The organism is Pseudacidovorax intermedius, from assembly GCF_001476815.1.
In the GTDB taxonomy this organism is placed as follows: domain Bacteria; phylum Pseudomonadota; class Gammaproteobacteria; order Burkholderiales; family Burkholderiaceae_C; genus Xenophilus; species Xenophilus intermedius_A.
The window spans coordinates 1-18,633 of the sequence record NZ_LDSL01000118.1; the positions used below are offsets into that span (position 1 = coordinate 1).

At 72.7% G+C, this 18,633-nt stretch carries 16 protein-coding genes; 3 read left to right on the top strand and 13 right to left on the bottom strand.

From position 1 onward, the window contains the following. Positions 1-83: 83 nt before the first annotated feature. The 13 genes from hpxZ to NS331_RS17740 all read right to left on the bottom strand — a co-directional run bounded on the left by hpxZ (position 84) and on the right by NS331_RS17740 (position 12,719). The gene (gene hpxZ, locus NS331_RS17680) at positions 84-473 is read right to left on the bottom strand and encodes an oxalurate catabolism protein HpxZ (protein ID WP_242873804.1); all 390 of its coding nucleotides are present in this window, start codon (positions 471-473) and stop codon (positions 84-86) included. A 13-nt stretch (positions 474-486) separates the two neighbouring features. Further along, a complete protein-coding gene (locus NS331_RS17685; RefSeq protein ID WP_058643280.1) occupies positions 487-1,248 on the bottom strand; it encodes an ABC transporter permease in 762 nt (253 codons plus the stop codon). After that, on the bottom strand, positions 1,245-2,075 hold the full coding sequence (locus NS331_RS17690; protein WP_153012910.1) for an ABC transporter ATP-binding protein: 831 nt from the start codon (positions 2,073-2,075) through the stop codon (positions 1,245-1,247). Before NS331_RS17690 ends, NS331_RS17685 begins: the two co-directional genes overlap by 4 nt. A gap of 8 nt (positions 2,076-2,083) precedes the next feature. Continuing rightward, the gene (locus tag NS331_RS17695; RefSeq protein ID WP_058643282.1) at positions 2,084-3,070 is read right to left on the bottom strand and encodes an ABC transporter substrate-binding protein; all 987 of its coding nucleotides are present in this window, start codon (positions 3,068-3,070) and stop codon (positions 2,084-2,086) included. Then, complete coding sequence (locus NS331_RS17700) at positions 3,057-3,593, bottom strand: VOC family protein (protein WP_058643283.1); 537 nt, start codon at positions 3,591-3,593, stop codon at positions 3,057-3,059. Before NS331_RS17700 ends, NS331_RS17695 begins: the two co-directional genes overlap by 14 nt. A 30-nt stretch (positions 3,594-3,623) precedes the next feature. Beyond that, positions 3,624-4,973, bottom strand: a complete 1,350-nt coding sequence (locus tag NS331_RS17705; protein WP_082702584.1) for an FAD-dependent monooxygenase — start codon at positions 4,971-4,973, stop codon at positions 3,624-3,626. Next, positions 4,970-6,397, bottom strand: coding sequence for an amidase (locus NS331_RS17710; protein ID WP_058643299.1), 1,428 nt, complete (start codon positions 6,395-6,397; stop codon positions 4,970-4,972). The genes NS331_RS17705 and NS331_RS17710 overlap by 4 nt, the downstream gene beginning before the upstream one ends. A gap of 7 nt (positions 6,398-6,404) precedes the next feature. Continuing rightward, a complete protein-coding gene (locus NS331_RS17715; protein ID WP_058643300.1) occupies positions 6,405-7,661 on the bottom strand; it encodes a ring-opening amidohydrolase in 1,257 nt (418 codons plus the stop codon). 303 nt (positions 7,662-7,964) lie between these two features. Next, positions 7,965-8,687, bottom strand: coding sequence for an aspartate/glutamate racemase family protein (locus NS331_RS17720; protein ID WP_058643284.1), 723 nt, complete (start codon positions 8,685-8,687; stop codon positions 7,965-7,967). Between the two features lie 64 nt (positions 8,688-8,751). Continuing rightward, entirely contained in the window at positions 8,752-9,471 is a 720-nt protein-coding gene (locus NS331_RS17725) for a GntR family transcriptional regulator (RefSeq protein WP_058643285.1), read from the bottom strand. Positions 9,472-9,534: 63 nt separating this feature from the next. Beyond that, positions 9,535-10,455, bottom strand: a complete 921-nt coding sequence (locus NS331_RS17730) for a polysaccharide deacetylase family protein (RefSeq protein ID WP_058643286.1) — start codon at positions 10,453-10,455, stop codon at positions 9,535-9,537. A gap of 145 nt (positions 10,456-10,600) precedes the next feature. Continuing rightward, positions 10,601-11,647 (bottom strand): tripartite tricarboxylate transporter substrate binding protein, encoded by a 1,047-nt coding sequence (locus NS331_RS17735; RefSeq protein ID WP_058643287.1) that lies wholly within the window; start codon positions 11,645-11,647, stop codon positions 10,601-10,603. A gap of 166 nt (positions 11,648-11,813) precedes the next feature. Next, on the bottom strand, positions 11,814-12,719 hold the full coding sequence (locus tag NS331_RS17740; RefSeq protein WP_058643288.1) for a LysR family transcriptional regulator: 906 nt from the start codon (positions 12,717-12,719) through the stop codon (positions 11,814-11,816). Positions 12,720-12,877: 158 nt separating this feature from the next. Here NS331_RS17740 and NS331_RS17745 point away from each other — a divergent pair, with 158 nt between their 5' ends. From NS331_RS17745 to NS331_RS17755, 3 genes are all read left to right on the top strand, one after another. Continuing rightward, on the top strand, positions 12,878-13,960 hold the full coding sequence (locus NS331_RS17745; RefSeq protein ID WP_058643289.1) for a ligase-associated DNA damage response exonuclease: 1,083 nt from the start codon (positions 12,878-12,880) through the stop codon (positions 13,958-13,960). Continuing rightward, the gene (locus NS331_RS17750) at positions 13,957-15,669 is read left to right on the top strand and encodes an ATP-dependent DNA ligase (RefSeq protein WP_058643290.1); all 1,713 of its coding nucleotides are present in this window, start codon (positions 13,957-13,959) and stop codon (positions 15,667-15,669) included. Before NS331_RS17745 ends, NS331_RS17750 begins: the two co-directional genes overlap by 4 nt. 70 nt (positions 15,670-15,739) lie before the next feature. After that, the gene (locus NS331_RS17755) at positions 15,740-18,595 is read left to right on the top strand and encodes a ligase-associated DNA damage response DEXH box helicase (protein WP_242873805.1); all 2,856 of its coding nucleotides are present in this window, start codon (positions 15,740-15,742) and stop codon (positions 18,593-18,595) included. Positions 18,596-18,633: the final 38 nt, after the last annotated feature.

The window sequence follows — 18,633 nt, forward strand, 5'->3', positions numbered from 1 at the left end:
ACCATACAAGCTTGTCGAAGCGCGGCGCGGGGTTTCGACAAGCTCAGCCCGAACGGATCGGGGGCGATCAGCCTGATGGCCCATCAGCCCATCAGGCTGACGTGCGCCGCCACGACCTTCCAGCCCTCGGGCAGGCGCACCCAGGTCTGGCTCTGGCGGCCGATGCGGGGGCTGCCGGTGCGGCAGAACTCCACGTTGGCGACGGCGAAGTCGCGGCCGAAGGTGGTGATCGCGCGGGCGGTGATCTCGCGCTCCAGGTTGTTGGCGGGCCGGCCCTGGCGGAAGGCCTGGATCGCCGCAAAGCCGTACAGGTTCTCGGTGGCGCCGTAGCGCAGCGTGTGCTCGGAGTCCCAGAACAGCCGGTCGAGCACCGGCACGTCGTTGGTCGTCAGCGCGCGCTCGTAGTCGTCGAACACCGCATTCACCTCGGCCAGCACGTCCGGCAGGTTGATCTCGTTCATGGCAACGGTCATGGGTCGTCTTCTCTTACTTTCCGCCCCAGTGCACGAAGCGCCGCTCCGCCACCAGGAAAATGAGGTTCATCACGTAGCCCAGCAGGCCCGCCGCGAAGATCGAAGCGTACATGTCGGGCATGTCGAAGATGGTCTGGGCGTTCATGATGCGCTGGCCCAGGCCGTCGGTGGAACCGATGAACATCTCGGCCACGATCACGATCACCAGCGCAATCGACACGCCCGAGCGCATGCCCACGAAGACCTGCGGCATCGATTCGAGCAGCGTCACGTCGGTCAGCACCCGCCAGCGCGGCGCGCCCATCACGCGGGCCGCCAGCTGCCGCTGCTTGCGCGCGCTCATCACGCCATAGGCCACGTTGAACAAAATGGCCAGCGCCGCGCCGAAGGCGGCCACGGCGATCTTGGTCTTCTCGCCCACGCCGAACAGCACCAGGAACAGCGGGAACATGGCCGAGGCCGGCGTCGAGCGGAAGAAGTCGATGGCGAACTCGATGCCCTCGTAGATCTTCTCGTTGGCGCCCAGCACCACGCCCAGCGGCACGGCCACCGCCAGCGCGATGGCGAAGGAGACCAGCGTGCGCACGATGGTCTTCTCGAAGTCGCCCCACAGCGTGCCGCTCGAGAGCCCTTTCCAGAAGGCCTGCAGCGCCTCGCCGGGCGAGGGCAGCAGCACCGGGTCCACCGCCTTGGTGGCATGGGCGAAGGCCCACAGCGCGACGATCAGGGCCATGCCCCACAGCGGCCGCAGGCGCGCAGCGATCGGCGTCTTCATTTGCGCACCTCGCGTTGGAAGATCTCCAGCGCCCGCGTCTTCACGTCGATGAATTCGGGCGAGACGGTGGTCGCGGCGGTGCGCGGCCGCGGCGCGTCGAAGGGCAGGTTGTCGGCCACCTGCGTGGGCCGCTTGGTCAGCAGCAGCACGTGGTCGGCCAGCAGCACCGCCTCGTCCAGGTCGTGCGACACCAGCAGCGTCGTCACCTTGCGACCGACCAGCACCTTCTGCAGCCGCTCGCGCAGGAACATCACCATCTCGAAGTCCAGCGCCGAGAAGGGCTCGTCCAGGAACAGCACCTCGGGCCCGGGTGCCAGCGCCCGCATGATCGAGGCCGTCTGCTGCTGGCCGCCGGAGAGCTCGTAGGGGAAGCGGTTCAGGTCGAACTTGACGTCGAAGCTGGCCACCAGCCGGTCCATGCGCGCCTCGCGCTCGGCTTTGGAGAGGCCCAGGTACTGCAGCGGATAGGCGATGTTGTCGATGGTGCGCATCCACGGGAACATCGCCTCGCGGTAGTTCTGGAACACGTAGCCGATGCGCGTCTCGCGCGCGGTCTTGCCGTCGAACAGGATCTCGCCGCGGTCGATGGGGATGAGCCCCGCGATCATGTTGATCAGCGTGCTCTTGCCGCAGCCGTTGGGCCCGAAGACCGAGGTGATCCGGCCGTGCGGGATGTCGAGGTCGAAGTCCTCGTACACCGCCGCATCGCCGAAACGCTTGGTGAGGCCTCGGATGGTGATGTGCGTGCCGGGCGCGAACCAGCGGTGGCCGGCGGCGGTGCCGGTGCCCTCGGCGGCAGGCGTGGTGCGCGGCGGAGAAACGTCCATGGCCCGCATCACAGCGCCTTGACCACGGCCTTGCCGTCGATCTTGTCCTTGATCACGCCCAGCTCGGTGCCGATGTCCAGGAATTTCTGGAAGTCGGCCACGTCGGCCGGCGACAGCTCGCCGGTCATCACGATGCGCGGCAGCGGCACGGTGGCGGCCAGCTCGGGCGGCACCTTCATGCCCTGGATCAGGTAGCCGCGCGTGCTGGTGTCGGTCTGCGCGGCCTTGACGCCGCGCGCCCACACGGCGGCGAAGCGCTTGGCGACGTCGGGCCGCTCGGCGATGAACTTGTCGGACAGCACGGCGCCGGCGGCGAAGGCCGAGGCCTCCTTGCGGCCCAGCAGGTAGGTGGCGATCACGCCCGTCTCCACGCGCCGGCCCACGCCCTGCGCCACCATGATGGTGGCCGCGGGCTCCAGCGTGTAGCCGCCGTCGAAGTTGCCCGATTGCAGCGCGCCCACGTGCACGCCGATCTGCTGCTCCTGGATGGTGAAGTCCTTGCCTTCGACCAGGCCCACCTTCTTGAGCACCGCGCGCGCCGCGCCGATGTTGGCCGGGCCGGGCGCCGAGAAGAGCTTGAAGCCGTTCTTGAAGTCCTTGAGCGACTTGGCCGGGCTCGACGCCTTGGCCACGAACTGCTCGATCACGTGCTGGCTGTTCTGGCCGTTGAGCGAGATGTACTTGAGCGTGCCGGGCCGGCGCGACTCCATGTTGGCGCCTTCCAGCGTCACCAGGTTGGCGGCGCCGTCGATGTTGCCCGAGACGATGGCCTGCACCGTGAGCGGATGGCTGGTCATGGGCACCTCTTCCACTTCCAGGCCGGCCTCCTTGAACCAGCCGCGGTTCTGGGCGATGTAGAAGGGCAGCGCGGCGCTGGACGGGAAGACGCCGAACTTGATCTTGTCGGCGGCATGGGCGACGCCCGCGAAGGGCAGGGCCAGCGCCAATGCGGCGGTGGCGCGTGCGGCGAGCCGCAGGAAGTCAGTGCGAAGCATGGGCGGGTTCTCCGGAGGGGGTGTTCAGGGAAAGGGCGGGATAGGTGGCGGGGTCGAAGAAGGAGGCCCCGGCGCGGTAGACGCGGCCGGGCGACATGTCGGGCGGCGCGCCGGCTTCGACCGCGCCTTCGAAGGTCAGCTCCAGCTGCACGCCGCTGGGGTCGTAGACGAAGAGCTGCCACAGCGTGGTGCCGGGCACGAGGAACTCGCGCCAGGCCAGCCCCGCGGCGCGGAAGCGCGCGATGTAGGCGTGGTAGCCGCTGCAGGCCAGCGACACGTGGTCGATGGCGGCGGTGCCCTGCGGCACCTGCGCCTGGCCGCCGAGGGCCGGGCCGCCGGCATAGACGTGGATGATGGCCTGCCCGCCCGGCTGGCCGCAGGCGAGCCAGGCGCCGGGATAGCCGAAGTCGGGCCGCGGCACTTCGCGCAGGCCGATGGTGCCGACCCAGAAGGCGCGCGTGGCGGCCAGGTCGGCGGTCTTGATGGCCAGGTGGAAGAGGCCGTGGGTGAGGGCGTTGTCCATGGGGTTCTGCTTGAGAGGGCGGAGCAGGAATCAGGCCGTGGGCCTTGGCCCCCTGCCGGTCGGATCACCCGTTCGCCCCGAGCTTGGCCCGTCCTGAGCTTGTCGAAGGGTCGAAGGGCTTGCGCCAGGCTTCGACAGGCTCAGCCCGAACGGACTTTGATTGACTGACTGGCATTGGGCCTCGTCCGGCACGCCCAGCGCCACGTCGCGAAACAGCGCCGCCAGCTCGGCCTGGAAGGGCGGCTCGGTCTTCCAGCGCGTGCCGGCCACCGGGTCGGCGCCTTCGAGCATGGTGTCGGTGGCGCGCACCGACAGGTCCATCACGAAGCGCAGGCGCTCGGTGCGCGCGGCCACGATGCGGTCCAGCCAGATGCGCGGCGTGCGCTGGCCGCGGGCCCAGGCGTCCTCCACGATCAGCGCGGCGGCGCAGGCGTCTTCCATGGCCTGCGTCGCGCCCTGGCCCAGCGTGGGCGCCATGCCGTGGGCGCTGTCGCCCAGGTAGAGCACGTCCGCGCCGGGCTCTGCGAAGCGCACGTCGGCCTCCTGCATGCGGGCCCAGTGGGCATCGTGCAGCTGGGTGCACATGGCGTCCAGCAGCCAGCGCACGGCGGGACTGGCCTCGCCCTCGGCAGGCTGGTAGGTGGCGCGCATCACGGCCTCGGTCTTCCAGGCCTCCTGCACCGCGGCGCCGGGCGCCACCGGGTAGGTGGCGGCGATGTAGACATGGTCCGGCGGCACGCGGAAGGCCAGCAGCCGGTGGCAGCCGCTGAACCACTGGCCGTAGTCGTCCACCAGGCCGCCGCTGGTGTCGGGCACCAGCACGCGCAGGATGGCGACGCCGATGTGCCGCGGCTCCGGCGCACCGGAGAAGGTCTCGCGCACGCGGGAGTAGCGGCCGTCGGTGCCCACCAGCAGGTCGATGCCGTCGATCTCGTGCGTGGCGCCGTCCTGCGTGAAGCGCACGCGGGTCTTGCCCGGCGCCGTCTCGCTGGCGCCCACCGATTCGAGCGTGCAGCCGTAGCGGATGGCCGCGCCCGCGCCCTGGCGCAGCACGCGGTACAGCTCGGACCAGCGGATGCGGATGCCCGGGTTGTCGGCCACCTGCGACAGGGGCAGTGCCATCAGCGGCGTGCCGTCGGTCAGGGCGATGTCCCAGCGGGTCCAGGGCAGGCTGGCGGCCTCCACCTGGGCGGCGAGTTCGGCGTCGAGCCGGCGCAACGCCTTGATGGCGTTCGGGCCCACGTTCAGGCCGGTGCCGGCTTCGGCATGGTCGTCCGGGCCGACACGCTCCAGGCAGTGCAGTTCCACGCCGGGCAGGCGGGCCAGGCGGCGGGCGAGGATGGCACCGGCCACGCCGGCGCCCACGATCACGATCTTCATGAGGGCATCTCTTCCTTGTCGAGGGCCGGCGGCCAGCACCAGGCGGGCGCGGCCTCGCGTTCGTACATCACGCCGACGGCGCACAGCAGCGCGTCGCCGCCGCGCGGCGCCACCAGCTGCAGGCCCACCGGCAGGCCGTCGTCGGTCGGGCCGGCGGGCAGGGCCAGCGCGGGCAGGCCGGCGCCGTTGACGAAGGCGGTGAACACGGCATGGCCGCGGCCGTCCACCGGCCGGCCGGCGATGGTGCCGGGGTGGGATTCGTCGGCGGGCCAGGGCAGGGCCGCGCTGGCGGGCGTGAGCAGCAGGTCGTGCTGGCCGAACAGGCCCTGCAGGGCCTTCGCCAGTGCGCGTTGCAGCGCCTGGGCCTGGAACAGGTCCACGGCAGTGTGGGCACGGCCCTGGGCCAGCAGCCCGGCGAGGGCGGGCGACAGTTGCCGCTCCGCCCCATCCGGGTGGCCGCGCAGCACGGCGGCGAGGCCGGTGCTGGCGATCACCGGCCAGGCCTGGCGGTTGAAGGCCTCGACCTCGGGCAGCGAGGGCTGTTCGACCACCGTGTGGCCCAGCGCCCGCAGCCGCTCGGCGGCGGCATCGCTGCGCGCCAGGATGGCGGCGTCGACCGGGCTGTCGCCGATGGCGCGCCAGCAGGCGATGCGCAGCGGGCCGGGCCGGTGCGCCAGCGGCGCGAGGCCGGGCGCGAGCAGGCGCAACGCCAGCTGCAGGTCGCCCATGCTGCGCGCGATGGGGCCGGCTTCTTCCAGCCCCGGCAGCAGCACCGGCAGCCCGTCGGCACGCGGCACCACGCCGCGGCCGGGCTTGAAGCCGTAGAGCCCGGTGAAGCCGCAGGGCCGCCGGATCGAGCCGCCGCCGTCGGTGCCCAGCGCCAGCGGGCCGATGCCGGCCGCCACGGCCGCCACGGCGCCGCCGCTGCTGCCGCCGGGCGTGAGTGCCGGTGCCCAGGGGTTGCCCGTCGGCCCGAAGAGCGGGTTGTCGGTGTAGCCCTGCAGCGTGAACTCGGGCACGTTGGTCTTGCCCAGGATCACCATGCCGCCGGCACGCAGCCGCGCCACCGGGCTTTCGTCGCGCGCCGGCCGGTGGTCGGCAAAGAGCCGGCTGCCCCAGCGGCAGGGCAGTCCGGCCACGGGAATGTTGTCCTTGACGGTGAGCGGCACGCCGTCCAGCGGCGACAGCGGCGCGCCGCGGTGCCAGCGCTCCTCGCTGGCCTGGGCCGCGGCCAGGGCGGCCGCGTCGTCGCGCACCACCAGGGCGTTGAGCCGGGGATGGACCGCATCGGCCTGCCCCAGCACGGACAGCAGCGCCTCCACCGGCGACAGCGTGCGGCGCGCAAAAGCCTGCGACAGCGCCTCGGCCGTCATCTGCCAGGCGTGCGTGGCGTGCGTGGCGTGCGTGGCGTGCGTCGGGGGCATGGCGGCCTCAGCCCACATGGGCGATCACGGCCACCAGGCCGCCGCCGTCGGGGCCCTGGTGCTCCGCGCCGCCGGAGACGAAGATGCGCCCGTCGCCCAGCACGCCGGCCACCAGCCCGCCCACCGCGCCGCGGATGTGGCGCTGGGCATTGATGTCGGTGTCGTCCAGCATGGTGTGGCGGGCGCCGCGCACCTGGCCGCGGCGGTCGGGCTCGCACTTGACGAACACGGCCGCCACGCGCGCGGCCTGCGCGGCCGGCAGCTGCGGCGCGGCCTGCAGGCCCAGCGGGCGCAGGGCCTGGCCGACGGCCGCGATGTCCAGCGCATCGCGCATCGGCGCGCAGCCCATGCGCAGCGGGCCCTGCCAGCGGGCGCTGTGGCCGAGCACGATCACCTCGTTGGCCTCGACCTCGACGCCGCAGGACACGCTGGCGCGGGCCGAGAAGCGGTCGAAGTCCTGCAGCAGCGCGCCTTCCAGCGCCGGATCGTCCGGCAGCTCGCCCAGTGCGATGGCGGCGCCGAAGGCCCCGGCCGCGCGGGCGAAGGCCATGGAGCGGCCCGGGTCGGCCGTGAGCACGGCATGGCCCGCCGCCGCGGCGGCCTGGGCGCGGGCCGAGGTCACGCAGGGGCACTTGAGCTGCACGAAGGCCACGTCCTCCGGCCGGTCGATGCCGGCCTGGTCCATGGCGGCGCGCACCGCCTGCGCCACCGCGCGGACCTGGCGCCAGCGGCCGATGTCCTGCGCGGGCGTCGGGGCGCTGAAGGCGGTGCCGATGGCAAGGGCGCCGGGGGCCGCGCCATTCGCGCGGGTCGGTGCGCCGGTGTCTGCGCTGGCCTGCGCCTTGGCGTCCGTGCCCGTCGCAGGAGGGGTGTAGTGGGCGCCTTCGGGCCCGATGCCGGCCGCGTGGGTCTTACCGGCCGGCAGGAGCCGGCGCGAGAAGACCACGTAGTGCGGACTCAGCACGCCCTCGGTCCCGCCGGAGAGCACGCAGGGCAGTTCGCGCCAGATCGCCTCGGCCGGGCGGCCGGTGCGCTGCGCCAGCAACTGCATCAGCGACTGGGTGAAGTAGCCGCGGGTGAAGTCGTTCACGCCGCCGTTGCCCTCGGTCTTGCCGATGACGGCCACCACCTCGTCGGCGGCGACCGCGCCGGCGTCGAACAGGGCGGCCAGTTCGGACAGGTCGCCCGGATGGGCCATGCCCAGGCGGTGCACGGTGAGTTGCGGGCGCGGGCCGGCGGCGGTGGGAAGGGGGGCGGAAGTCATGGTGCGCTGCACAAGATGGCCGCAGTATGGGCAGCGGTTGCGCCAACTTCCAGCGCATTGTTTCGCTCGGAGTGAGCGCAATTTGTGTGCGGTCGGGGCTGGCAGGTTGCGCGTGGGCAATGGCAGATGGCAGCGACAGTGGCCGCTCGCGCTTCACTCTACGCGTGCAAGGGGGCCGGTCTTGCTCCCTCTCCCCTTGCGGGAGAGGGCGGAGGAGAGGGGGCGACGGCGGTCGACACGCGGAAGGCCGTTGTCAGGCGCTCCCCCCTCTCCCCAACCCCTCTCCCGCGAGGGGAGAGGGGCTCAGGATTCGATGCGGGAGCCCGCAGCGTTTTCCCTTGCGCCGTGCAGGCCGCGCCACTGCGCCAACGCGGTCTGCAATCCGTCTTCCAGCCGCCCGTCGTAACGCAGCGTCGGGCGCATTCCCGCGAAGCCGGCGCCGCCCAGCACGCAGTCGGGGGCCTCGCCGGCCGGGTGCGCCCCGGCCAGGTCGTCCAGCGCCCGCTGCACCAGGGCCGAGAAGGCTGCGGGGTTCTGGCTGCCGGCCAGGCCGGTGGTGTCCAGCGTGGTGATGCCGTGCAGCAGCGGCCAGGCGCCGGCGTGGCGCGCGGCCAGCTCATGCAGCATCGGGCCCCAGGACTTGCCGGCGGTGACGATGTGGAAGGGCCGGCCGCGGGCCAGGGCCCGCAGCATGCTCGATTCGGCCATGCCCAGCACCGGCACGCGGCTGGCCGCACGCAGGGCCGCCAGGCCCGGGTCGCCGTAGCAGGACAGCAGCACCGCGTCGGCCCAGCCGTCGTCCACCGCGGGCCAGGCGCGCGCGGCGGCCTGGGCGCCGGCGGTGAAGCTCTCGCGGCTGGCGATGACGGGCGGGCCGTCGTCGCAGGTGAAGCCGCGCAGTTCCACGGCGCCGTCCGTCAGGCGCCGCAGCTCGTGGAGCACCGCGTCGGTCATGGCGGCGGTGCGGTTGGGGTTGAGCACCAGCAGCCGCGGGCGCGGTGGCTGGGCGGGGGCGGTCTGCGTCATGAGGGAGCCCGGGGGTGGTGTTGGCGCGTGCCGGCCGGTGGCGCAGGCAGGGCGTCCATGGCGTTCAGGCGGCCGTGGCGGCCGAGGGGGCCGTCGCGGCCTGCGCGTGGGCCCAGGCCACGGCAATGGCCTGCTCGGCGTCCACCTCGGCCTCGGGCGCGGCCCGGGGCTTGAGCCGCGTCTCGATCAGCGACAGGTGCACCTGCATGGCCTTGAGCGCGCCGGCCGCATCGCCGCGCCGCAGGGCGAGGCTGATGGCCTCGTGCTCCTCGCAGCCGCAGCCCGACGCGCTGGCGGGCTCGAAGAAGGCCACCAGCATGGCGGTGCGGCTGACCAGTTCCTGCAGCTGCCGCAGCACGAAAGGGCTGCCGGTGAACCCGGCCAGCAGCAGGTGGTAGTCGCCCGAGAGGCGGATCGATTCCGCGCGGTCGCCGGCATGCAGCGCGGCATGCTCGCGCCGCTCGTGCGCGGCCAGCGCCTCCAGCTGCGCGGGCGCGAGCGCACCGGCCAGGCTGCCGACGATGCCGCCTTCGATGATGCGGCGGGCGTCGTAGATCTCGCGCGCCTGCGCCAGCGTGGGGTTGCTGACGAAGCAGCCGCGGTTGGGCACGAGGTCGAGCAGGCGCTCGTGGCCCAGGCGGTGCAGCACCTTGCGCACCCGCTCGCGCGAGACGCCGAAGATCTGGGCGAGCCGCGTTTCGACCAGCTGGGTGCCGGGCGCGAGCCGGCCGGCCAGCAGGGTCTGCGCCAGGGTGCGGTGGATGGCCTCTTCCGTCGGATGCATCCGGATGACTTTAGCGCAGCCCTCCGGGCCGGCCATCCGCGCGATCCCTGCCAGCGGACGCCCTCATGCCGCCGTCTCGGGGCGCGGTGCGTGCGCCAGCCAGTGGCGGGCGATCTGCTCGCGCGTGGCGATCCAGGCGTCGCCACGGCGCCGCAGGTGCTCGAGGATCAGCGCCAGGGCCTTCATGCGCGCCGGCCGGCCGATCATGCGCAGGTGCAGGCCGACGGACATCATGCGCGGGCGTGTGGCGCCCTCCTCGTGCAGCCAGTCGAAAGCGTCGCAGACGTACTCGGCGAACTGTGCAGCGGTGGCGAAGCGCTGCGTGTGCTGGAACTGCATGTCGTTGGTGTCGAAGGCATAGGGCAGCACCAGGTGCGGCCGGCCGGCCACCGGCACGAAGAAGGGCACGTCGTCGTTGTAGGCGTCGCTGTCGTAGAGAAAGCCGCGTTCGGCCAGCAGCGCCCGCGTGTGCGGCGTGCAGGCCGAGCGGGTGTGCCAGCCCACGGGCCGCCGGCCGCAGGCGGCCTCGATGGCGGCCAGGCAGGCGTCCATTGCGGCAGCCTCCTGCGTGGGCGCCATGCCGGCATGGCTCTCCCAGCGCCAGCCGTGGGCCGACACCTCGTGGCCGCGGGCCACCGCGTCCTGCGCCAGCCAGGGGCTGCGCTCCACGGCGCGGCCGCAGGCGCTGACGGTCATCGGCGCCCGGTGGCGGTCGAACAGCTCGGCGATGCGCCACCAGGCGGCGCGGGTGCCGTACTCGAAGTGGCTGTCGATGCACGGATCCCAGCCGGTGCGCGGGTCGATGACCTCGTACACCGACTCGTTGCGCGCATCGCCATCGGCCACCGAGAACTCCGCGCCCTCCTCGAAGTTCAGCACGAAGGAGACCGCCACCCGCGCCCCGCCCGGCCAGGCCACGGCGGGCGGTTGGTTGGCGTAGCCGATGAAGTCGCGGGAATGGCTGGAAGGCGAAGTGGTGGTCATTGGAGCAAGGCGCTCTGAAAGTTCGAAGGGCCGCGGAGCAGGCCATGCGCGGGCACCCGCGGAACCGGCTTTGCCGGGCCGCCGGGTGCGCCCCCTTGAGGGGGGAGGCGGCTACACGAAGTGAGCAAGCAACGGGGGTGGGCTCTCAGTCTGCTTTGATGTTGCGTTCCTTGACCACCTTCGCCCAGCGCGTGAACTCGGCATTGAGGTAGTCGCTGGCCTGCGGCAGCGTGGTCGTGACGACCTGGCCGCCGGTGTCCTCGATGCGGGCGCGGAACTCGGGCAGGGCGGCCAGCTTGCGCAGCTCGGCATTGACCTGCTCCATCACCGGCTTGGGCGTCTTGGCCGGCGCCAGCAGCATGTACCAGGAGACGAATTCGTAGCCCGGAATGCCGGCCTCGGCCACCGTCGGCACGTTGGGCAGCTTGGGCGCGCGCTTGGCACCGGTCACGGCCACGGCGTTCAGCTTGCCGCTCGCCACCAGCGGCAGCGAGGAGGTGATGATGTCCACGGACAGCGGCACGCGGTCGGCCATCACGTCCTGCAGCGCCGGGGCGGCGCCCTTGTAGGGCACGTGGGTCATGCGCACGCCGGCCATCGACTCGATCAGCGCGGCGCCCACGTGGCTGGTGGAGCCCACGCCGGACGAGGCGTACTGCAGCTCCTCGGGCTTCGCGCGCGCCATGGCCAGCAGGTCCTTGAGCGATTTGTCCTTGAGCGCCGGGCCGGTAACGATGACGCTGGGCACCTCGGCCACGACACCCACGGGCACGAAGTCCGCGCGGGTGTCGTAGGGCAGTTTGCTGTACATGAAGGGGTTGACCGCATGGCCGATGGTCACCATCAGGAAGGTGCTGCCATCGGCCGGCGATTTGGCCGTCACGTCGGTGCCGATGATGCCGCCCGCGCCGGGCTTGTTGTCGATGACGATGGGCTGCCGGTTGCCGGTGATCTCGGCCAGTTTCTGGCCCACCAGGCGGGCGTACACGTCGGCCGCGCCGCCGGGCGGGAAGGGCACCACGATCTTGACGGGGCGGTCGGGCCAGGCGACCGGCTCGGCGGCGCTGGCGGGCGTCGTGGTGCCCAGGCCGGCGGCGGCGAGCGTGGCGCCGAGCAGTGCGGCGGCCAGCAGGCGGCGGGTGGACCGGGCCGGCAGTCGCGCGGCGGAGGAAGGAAGAACAGGGCAGTGCATGGCGGCTCCAGCGGAAGGGTTGGGCGGGTGCCGCGCTTCGCTTGGGGAAGGAAGTGCCTGCACCTGGATTGTGCACTTCATCAATCTGATTGTGCACAATTGACGTCGCAAGCGGCTTTCGTGCCAGCTTTGCGCCGTCGGCGCTGGCGGCGCCTGTGGAGGCGCCTCAGTGCGGCAGCGCCGCCAGCGCGTTGACCAGCGCCTCCTGGAACGACAGCGCCGCGATCGGCAGCATCCGCCCCTCGCGCGTCGCCAGCACCAGCTGGCTGCTGGTGAGCACGCGGTCGGTGAGCGGGATCGACACCAGCTCGCCCGTGCGCACCTCGCGCAGCGTGCCGATCTGGAACTGGAAGCTGATGGCTCCCGTCTGCCGCGTGAACTCCTTGAGCGTCTGCACCGCGCTCGCCTCCAGCGCCACCTTCAGCTGCAGGCGCGCGCGGGCCATCACCGCGTCGAGCAGGCGGCGGCTGCCGAAGGAGCGGTCGCCCAGCGCCACCACGTACTCCTGGCAGTCGGCCAGGCGCAGGCTCTCGCGGCCGGCCAGTGGATGGTCGGGGCGCAGCATGGCGCACAGCGGCTGGTCCAGCGCGCTGACGATGCGCAGCGCCTCGGAGGGCTGCGGGTCGTGCACCAGCACCATCTCGACGTCGTCGGCCATCAGCTGCTGCACCAGCTGCGCCGTCACGCCCGACACCACCTGGAACTGCACCCCCGGATGCGCCTGCTGGTAGTGCGCGATGGTGCGGGGCATCAGGTCGCTGGCCACCGACTCGGCGCAGCCGATGCGCACCGTGCCGCGCACCAGGCCGCGCAACTGCTCGATCTGCGAGGCGGCCGAGCGCAGGTCGCCCAGCGTGCGCCGCACGGCCGTCAGCAGCACCTCGCCCGCGGCCGTCAGCCGCACGCCGCGCGGCAGGCGCTCGAACAGCGGCAGGCCGATCTCGGCCTCGATCTCCAGGATCTTGCGGTTGAGCGCCGTCGAGGCCACGTGCAGCGTCTCCGCCGCCTTGCGGATCGAGCCGGCGCGGGCGACGGCATCCAGGTAGACGAAAGGGCGCGGCGGGTGGAGCATGGCGGAGCATTGTGCAGGGCCCTTCTCCGTGCACGTCGGCCTTGCGGGCCTGCCGAGCGGAGGCTGCCGAGGCCGGGCAGGCGTAGGCACCCGCCCACAGGCCGAAGCGCCCGCCGCGGCGTGCGCCCGCCGCGCCCGCTGCCTACCATCTGCCGGCCATGCCGACGGATACCTCCTCCGAGCCCGCCCCGCCTTTGCCGGCACGCGCCGCCTCGCGCCCCGGCGACCTCGTCGTCGCCCGCCCCGAAGGCCTGTACTGCCCGCCCGGCGACTTCTACATCGACCCCTGGCGCCCGGTGGACCGCGCGGTCATCACGCATGGCCACTCCGACCATGCGCGCTGGGGCCACAACCACTACCTGGCGCACGAGCAGGGGGAAGGCATCCTGCGCGCGCGGCTGGGCGCCGACATCACGCTGCAGACGCTGCCCTACGGCCAGGCCATCGAGCACCACGGCGTGCGCATCTCGCTGCATCCGGCCGGCCACGTGCTGGGCTCGGCCCAGGTCAGGCTGGAGCACGGCGGCCAGGTCTGGGTGGCCTCGGGCGACTACAAGACCGAGCCCGACGGCACCTGCACGCCCTTCGAGCCGGTGCGCTGCGACTGCTTCATCACCGAATCCACTTTCGGCCTGCCCATCTACCGCTGGCCCACGCAGCCCGAGCTGTTCGCGCAGATCGACGACTGGTGGCGGCGCAATGCGCAGGAGGGCCGTGCCAGCGTCCTGCTCGGCTATGCCTTCGGCAAGGCACAGCGCATGCTGCATGGCGTGGATGCGTCCATCGGGCCGATCGTGGTGCACGGCGCAGTGGAGCCGCTCAATGCCGTCTACCGCGCCGCGGGCGTGGCCCTGCCGCCCACGCTGCGCGTGACCGACCCCGGCGTCGATGCCACGATGCTGCGCCGCGCCCTGGTGGTGGCGCCGCCGTCGGCCCAGGGCACGCCCTGGATGCGCCGCTTCGGCGCCAATGCGTCGGATGCCTTCGCCAGCGGCTGGATGCTGCTGCGCGGCACCCGCCGGCGCCGCGGCGTGGACCGCGGCTTCGTCATGAGCGACCACGCCGACTGGCCCGGCCTGCACAAGGCCATCGCGGCCACGGGCGCGGAGCGGGTGATGGTCACCCATGGCAGCGTCGCGATCATGGTGCGCTGGCTGCGCGAGAACGGCCTGGATGCGCAGGCCTTCGCCACCGAGTACGGCGACGAGGACTTGGCCGACGCGCCCGAGGCGGCGGCATGAAGGCCTTCGCCGCCCTCTACCGCGAGCTGGACGCCAGCACCTCCAACCTGGTCAAGCAGGCCGCCCTGCAGCGCTACCTGCGGGCCGCGCCGCCGCGAGATGCCGCGTGGGCGGTGTATTTCCTGGCCGGCGGCAAGCCGCGCCAGCTGGTGCCGGTCAAGCTGCTGCGCCTGCTGGCGCAGGAGGCGGCGGGCCTGCCCGAATGGCTGTTCGTCGAAAGCTACGAGGCGGTGGGCGACCTGGCCGAGACCATCGCGCTGCTGCTGCCGCCGTCCGACGGCACGCACGAGCTGGGCCTGGCCGACTGGGTGGAGCAGCACCTGCTTCCCCTGCGCGGCGCGCCGGCCGAGGGTCTGCCCGACACGCTGCGCGCCCAGTGGCGGCTGCTGGCGCCGGAGGAGCGCCTCGTCTACTTCAAGCTCATTACCGGCGCCTTCCGTGTCGGCGTGTCGAAGCTGCAGGTCACGCAGGCGCTGGCCGCCGTCGGCGGGCTGGACGCGAAGCGCGTGGCCCAGCGGCTGATGGGCTACACCCACATCGGCGCGCGGCCCGGCGAGGCCGACTATGCCGCGCTGATCGCGCCCGAAGGCGCCGACGGCGAGGGCCCTGCCATCAGCGGTGGCCAGCCCTATCCCTTCTTCCTGGCCCATCCCTTCAACGAGCCGCTCGAACGCTTCGACGAACTGCTGGGCCCACCGTCCGGCTGGCAGGTCGAATGGAAATGGGACGGCATCCGCGCCCAGGTCGTCTGCCGTGGCGGCCAGGCATGGATCTGGTCGCGCGGCGAGGAACTGGTCAGCGACCGTTTCCCCGAGCTGGCCGCGCTGGGCGACGTGCTGCCGGATGGCACCGTGCTGGACGGCGAGATCGTGGTGTGGCGGGATGGGCCGGTCGGGGCTGAACCTGCTGCCGCCGCCGGTGTGGCTCCGGTGCCCGCGCGCACCGCCGGCCGCGTCCAGCCATTCGCCGAACTGCAGAAGCGCATCGGCCGCAAGACGCTCGGCCCCAAGCTGCTGCGCGACCTGCCCGTCGTGCTGCTGGCCTACGACCTGCTCGAAGAGGCCGGCCAGGACCTGCGCCCGCTGCCGCAGCACCAGCGCCGCGCCCGACTGGAGGCCCTGCTGGCCGAGGTCAACCACCCGGTGCTGCGCCCCAGCCCCGTGCTCACGGGCGACAGCTGGGCCGACCTGGCGCGCCAGCGCGAGGCCGCGCGCAGCCTGGGCGTGGAAGGCTTCATGCTCAAGCGCCGCGACGCGCAGTACGGCGTCGGCCGCACCAAGGACGTGGGCCTGTGGTGGAAGTGGAAGATCGACCCGCTGACGGTCGATGCCGTGCTCATCTACGCCCAGCGCGGCCACGGCCGCCGCGCCAGCCTCTACAGCGACTACACCTTCGCCGTGTGGGACGGCCCGCCCGGCCAGGAGGGCCGCCAGCTGGTGCCCTTCGCCAAGGCCTACTCGGGCCTCACCGATGCCGAGATGGCCAAGGTCGACGCCATCATCCGCAAGACCACCATCGAGAGCTTCGGCCCCGTGCGCAGCGTGCGGCCCACGCTGGTCTTCGAACTCGGCTTCGAAGGCATCGCCCGCAGCCCCCGCCACAAAAGCGGCATCGCCACCCGCTTCCCACGCATGCTGCGCTGGCGGCTGGACAAACCGGTGGAGGAGGCGGACACGCTGCAGACGCTGCAGGCGTTGTTGCCGGCATGATTCACCGACCGGGCGGATGGGCGCCGGGTGATCGGCCTTCGCGAGGCCAGCGTGCGGGAATTTCGACGTTATGAACAAGAAGCGCCTTGAACTCACAGCCCCCACGGCGGTCGAGGACGCCGCCATCACCGCAGCGGCCCGGGCCGATCCGGACAACCCGCCGCTGGACGATGCTCAGCTGGCGGAATTGCGGCCCGCGCGCGGGCGCCGCCGGCTGGCCCCCGCCTCATCGTCCGCCGCCCTCTCCTCGAAGGTACCCACAAGCCCGGCCGAGCTGGCCGTCCAGCAGTGGTTCGACGCCCGCGGCTGGCAGCCTTTCGCCTTCCAGCGCGAGGTGTGGGCCGCCATCGCGGCCGGCCGTTCGGGCCTGCTGCATGCGACCACGGGCGCGGGCAAGACCTACGCCGTGTGGCTGGGCGCGCTCCAGTCACTGGCCGGTGAACCGCCGCCCGCTGAAGGCAGCGGCAAGCCACCCGCGCCGCCGCCCCTCACGGTGCTCTGGATCACGCCGATGCGCGCGCTGGCCGCCGATTCGCTGCGCGCCCTGTCCGAGCCGCTGCCGCTCGTCGCGCCGCACTGGTCGGCGGGCGCGCGCAGCGGCGACACCTCCTCCTCCGAGCGCAGCGCTCAGAACCAGCGCCTGCCCACCGTGCTCGTCACGACGCCCGAGAGCCTGTCGCTGATGCTGGCCCGCGCCGATGCGCAGGAGCGGCTGCGCCACCTGCGCCTGGTGGTGGTGGACGAATGGCACGAGCTGCTGGGCAACAAGCGCGGCGTGCAGGTGCAGCTGGCGCTGGCGCGCCTGCGCGGCTGGAACGCGGGCCTGATGGCCTGGGCCATGTCCGCCACGCTGGGCAACCTGCACGAGGCCATGGCCGCGCTGCTGGGCCCCGGCGAGGCCGGCGCACTGGTGCAGGGCCAGGTGCCCAAGACGCTCATGGTCGACACCCTGCTGCCCGGCCGCGCCGACCGCTTTCCCTGGGGCGGCCACCTGGGCCTGGCCATGCTGCCGCAGGTGGTGGCCGAGATCGACGCCAGCCCCAGCACGCTGGTCTTCACCAACACGCGCTCGCAGTCCGAGATCTGGTACCAGGCGCTGCTGGAGGCGCGGCCCGACTGGGCGGGGCTGATCGCGCTGCACCATGGCTCGCTCGACCGCGCGGTGCGCGAATGGGTGGAGCTGGGCCTCAAGGGCGGGCAGCTCAAGGCGGTGGTCTGCACGTCCAGCCTGGACCTGGGCGTGGATTTCCTGCCGGTGGAGCGCGTGCTGCAGATCGGCTCGCCCAAGGGCGTGGCGCGGCTGCTGCAGCGCGCCGGCCGCTCGGGCCATGCGCCGGGCCGGCCCTCGCGCGTGAGCATCGTGCCCACCCACAGCCTGGAGCTGGTGGAAGGCGCCGCCGCCCGCGCGGCCATCGCGGCCGGCCACATCGAATCGCGCCACACGCCGCGCGAGCCGCTGGACGTGCTGGTGCAGCACCTGGTGACGGTGGCGCTGGGCGGCGGCTTCCGGCCCGAGGCGCTGCTGCAAGAGGTCCACCGCACGGCCGCCTATGCGCACCTGTCGGAGGCCAGCTGGCAGTGGTGCCTGGACTTCGTGCGCCAGGGCGGCCCCTCGCTCGCGGCCTATCCCGACTACCACCGCGTGGTGCCCGATGCCGAGGGCGTGTGGCGCGTGCCCGATGCACGGCTGGCGCGGCGCCACCGCAGCAACATCGGCACCATCGTCAGCGACGCCAGCATGAGCGTGCAGTTCGTCGGCGGCGCGCGCATCGGCACGGTGGAAGAGAGCTTCGTCGCCCGCATGAAGCCGGGCGACTGCTTCCTCTTCGGCGGCCGCATGCTGGAGCTGGTGCGCATCCGCGAGATGACCGCCTGGGTGCGCCGCGCGACGGGCCAGCGCCCGGCCGTGCCGCGCTGGAACGGCGGGCGCATGCCGCTGTCGACCACGCTGGCCGATGCCACGGTGCAGCAACTGGCACTGGCCGCCGACGGCCGCTACGAGTCGCCCGAGCTGCAGGCCGTGCGCCCGTTATTGGAGATCCAGCAGGCCTGGTCGCGCCTGCCCACGCCCGAGACGCTGGTGGCCGAGGCGCTGCGCACGCGCGAGGGCTGGCACCTGTTCCTCTACCCCTTCGCCGGCCGGCACGTGCACCTGGGGCTGGCCAGCCTGCTGGCCTGGCGGGTGGCGCAGCATGCGCCGCGCACCTTCTCCATCGCGGTCAACGACTACGGCTTCGAGCTGCTGTGCGCCACCGAGGTCGACTGGCCGCAGCTGCTGCCCGAGGTGCTGCGCGCCGGCCACGATGCGCCGGCGCAGGAGGCCCTGGCCGCGCACGACGACGAAGGCGCACTGCTGCACGAGGTGCTGGCCAGCCTCAACGCCAGCGAGCTGGCGCAGCGGCGCTTCCGCGAGATCGCGCGGGTGTCGGGGCTCATCTTCCAGGGCTACCCGGGCGAGAAGCGCAGCAGCCGGCAACTGCAGGCTTCGTCCTCCCTGTTCTGGGAGGTGCTGCGCAAGTACGACCCGGCCAACCGCCTGCTGGCCCAGGCCGAGACCGAACTGCTGGCGCAGGAGCTGGACATCGCCCGCCTGCGCGAAAGCCTGCTGCGCATGGCCGGCCAGCGGCTGGAGCTGGTGCAGCCGAAGCGGCCCACGCCCTTCGCCTTTCCGCTGATGGTCGAGCGCTTCCGCGAGAAGCTCAGCAACGAGAGCGTGGCCGACCGCATCGCCCGCATGGTGGCGCAGCTGGAGGAGGCCGCCGGCGGCGAGATCCCGGTCGGCGACGCGCAGGACGTGAGGCGCACCCTGGCTTTCGGGCAGGAGCAGCCGCCCGACAAGCCCGTCAAGGGCAGCGAGGATGCCGCGCCCGCGCCGCGCCGCGCCCGGCGTCCGCGCAAGCCGTCGAAGCCGCTGCCGCCGCTGTAGCCGTCCACACGCCCATTCGGGCCACACTGTCTGAAGAA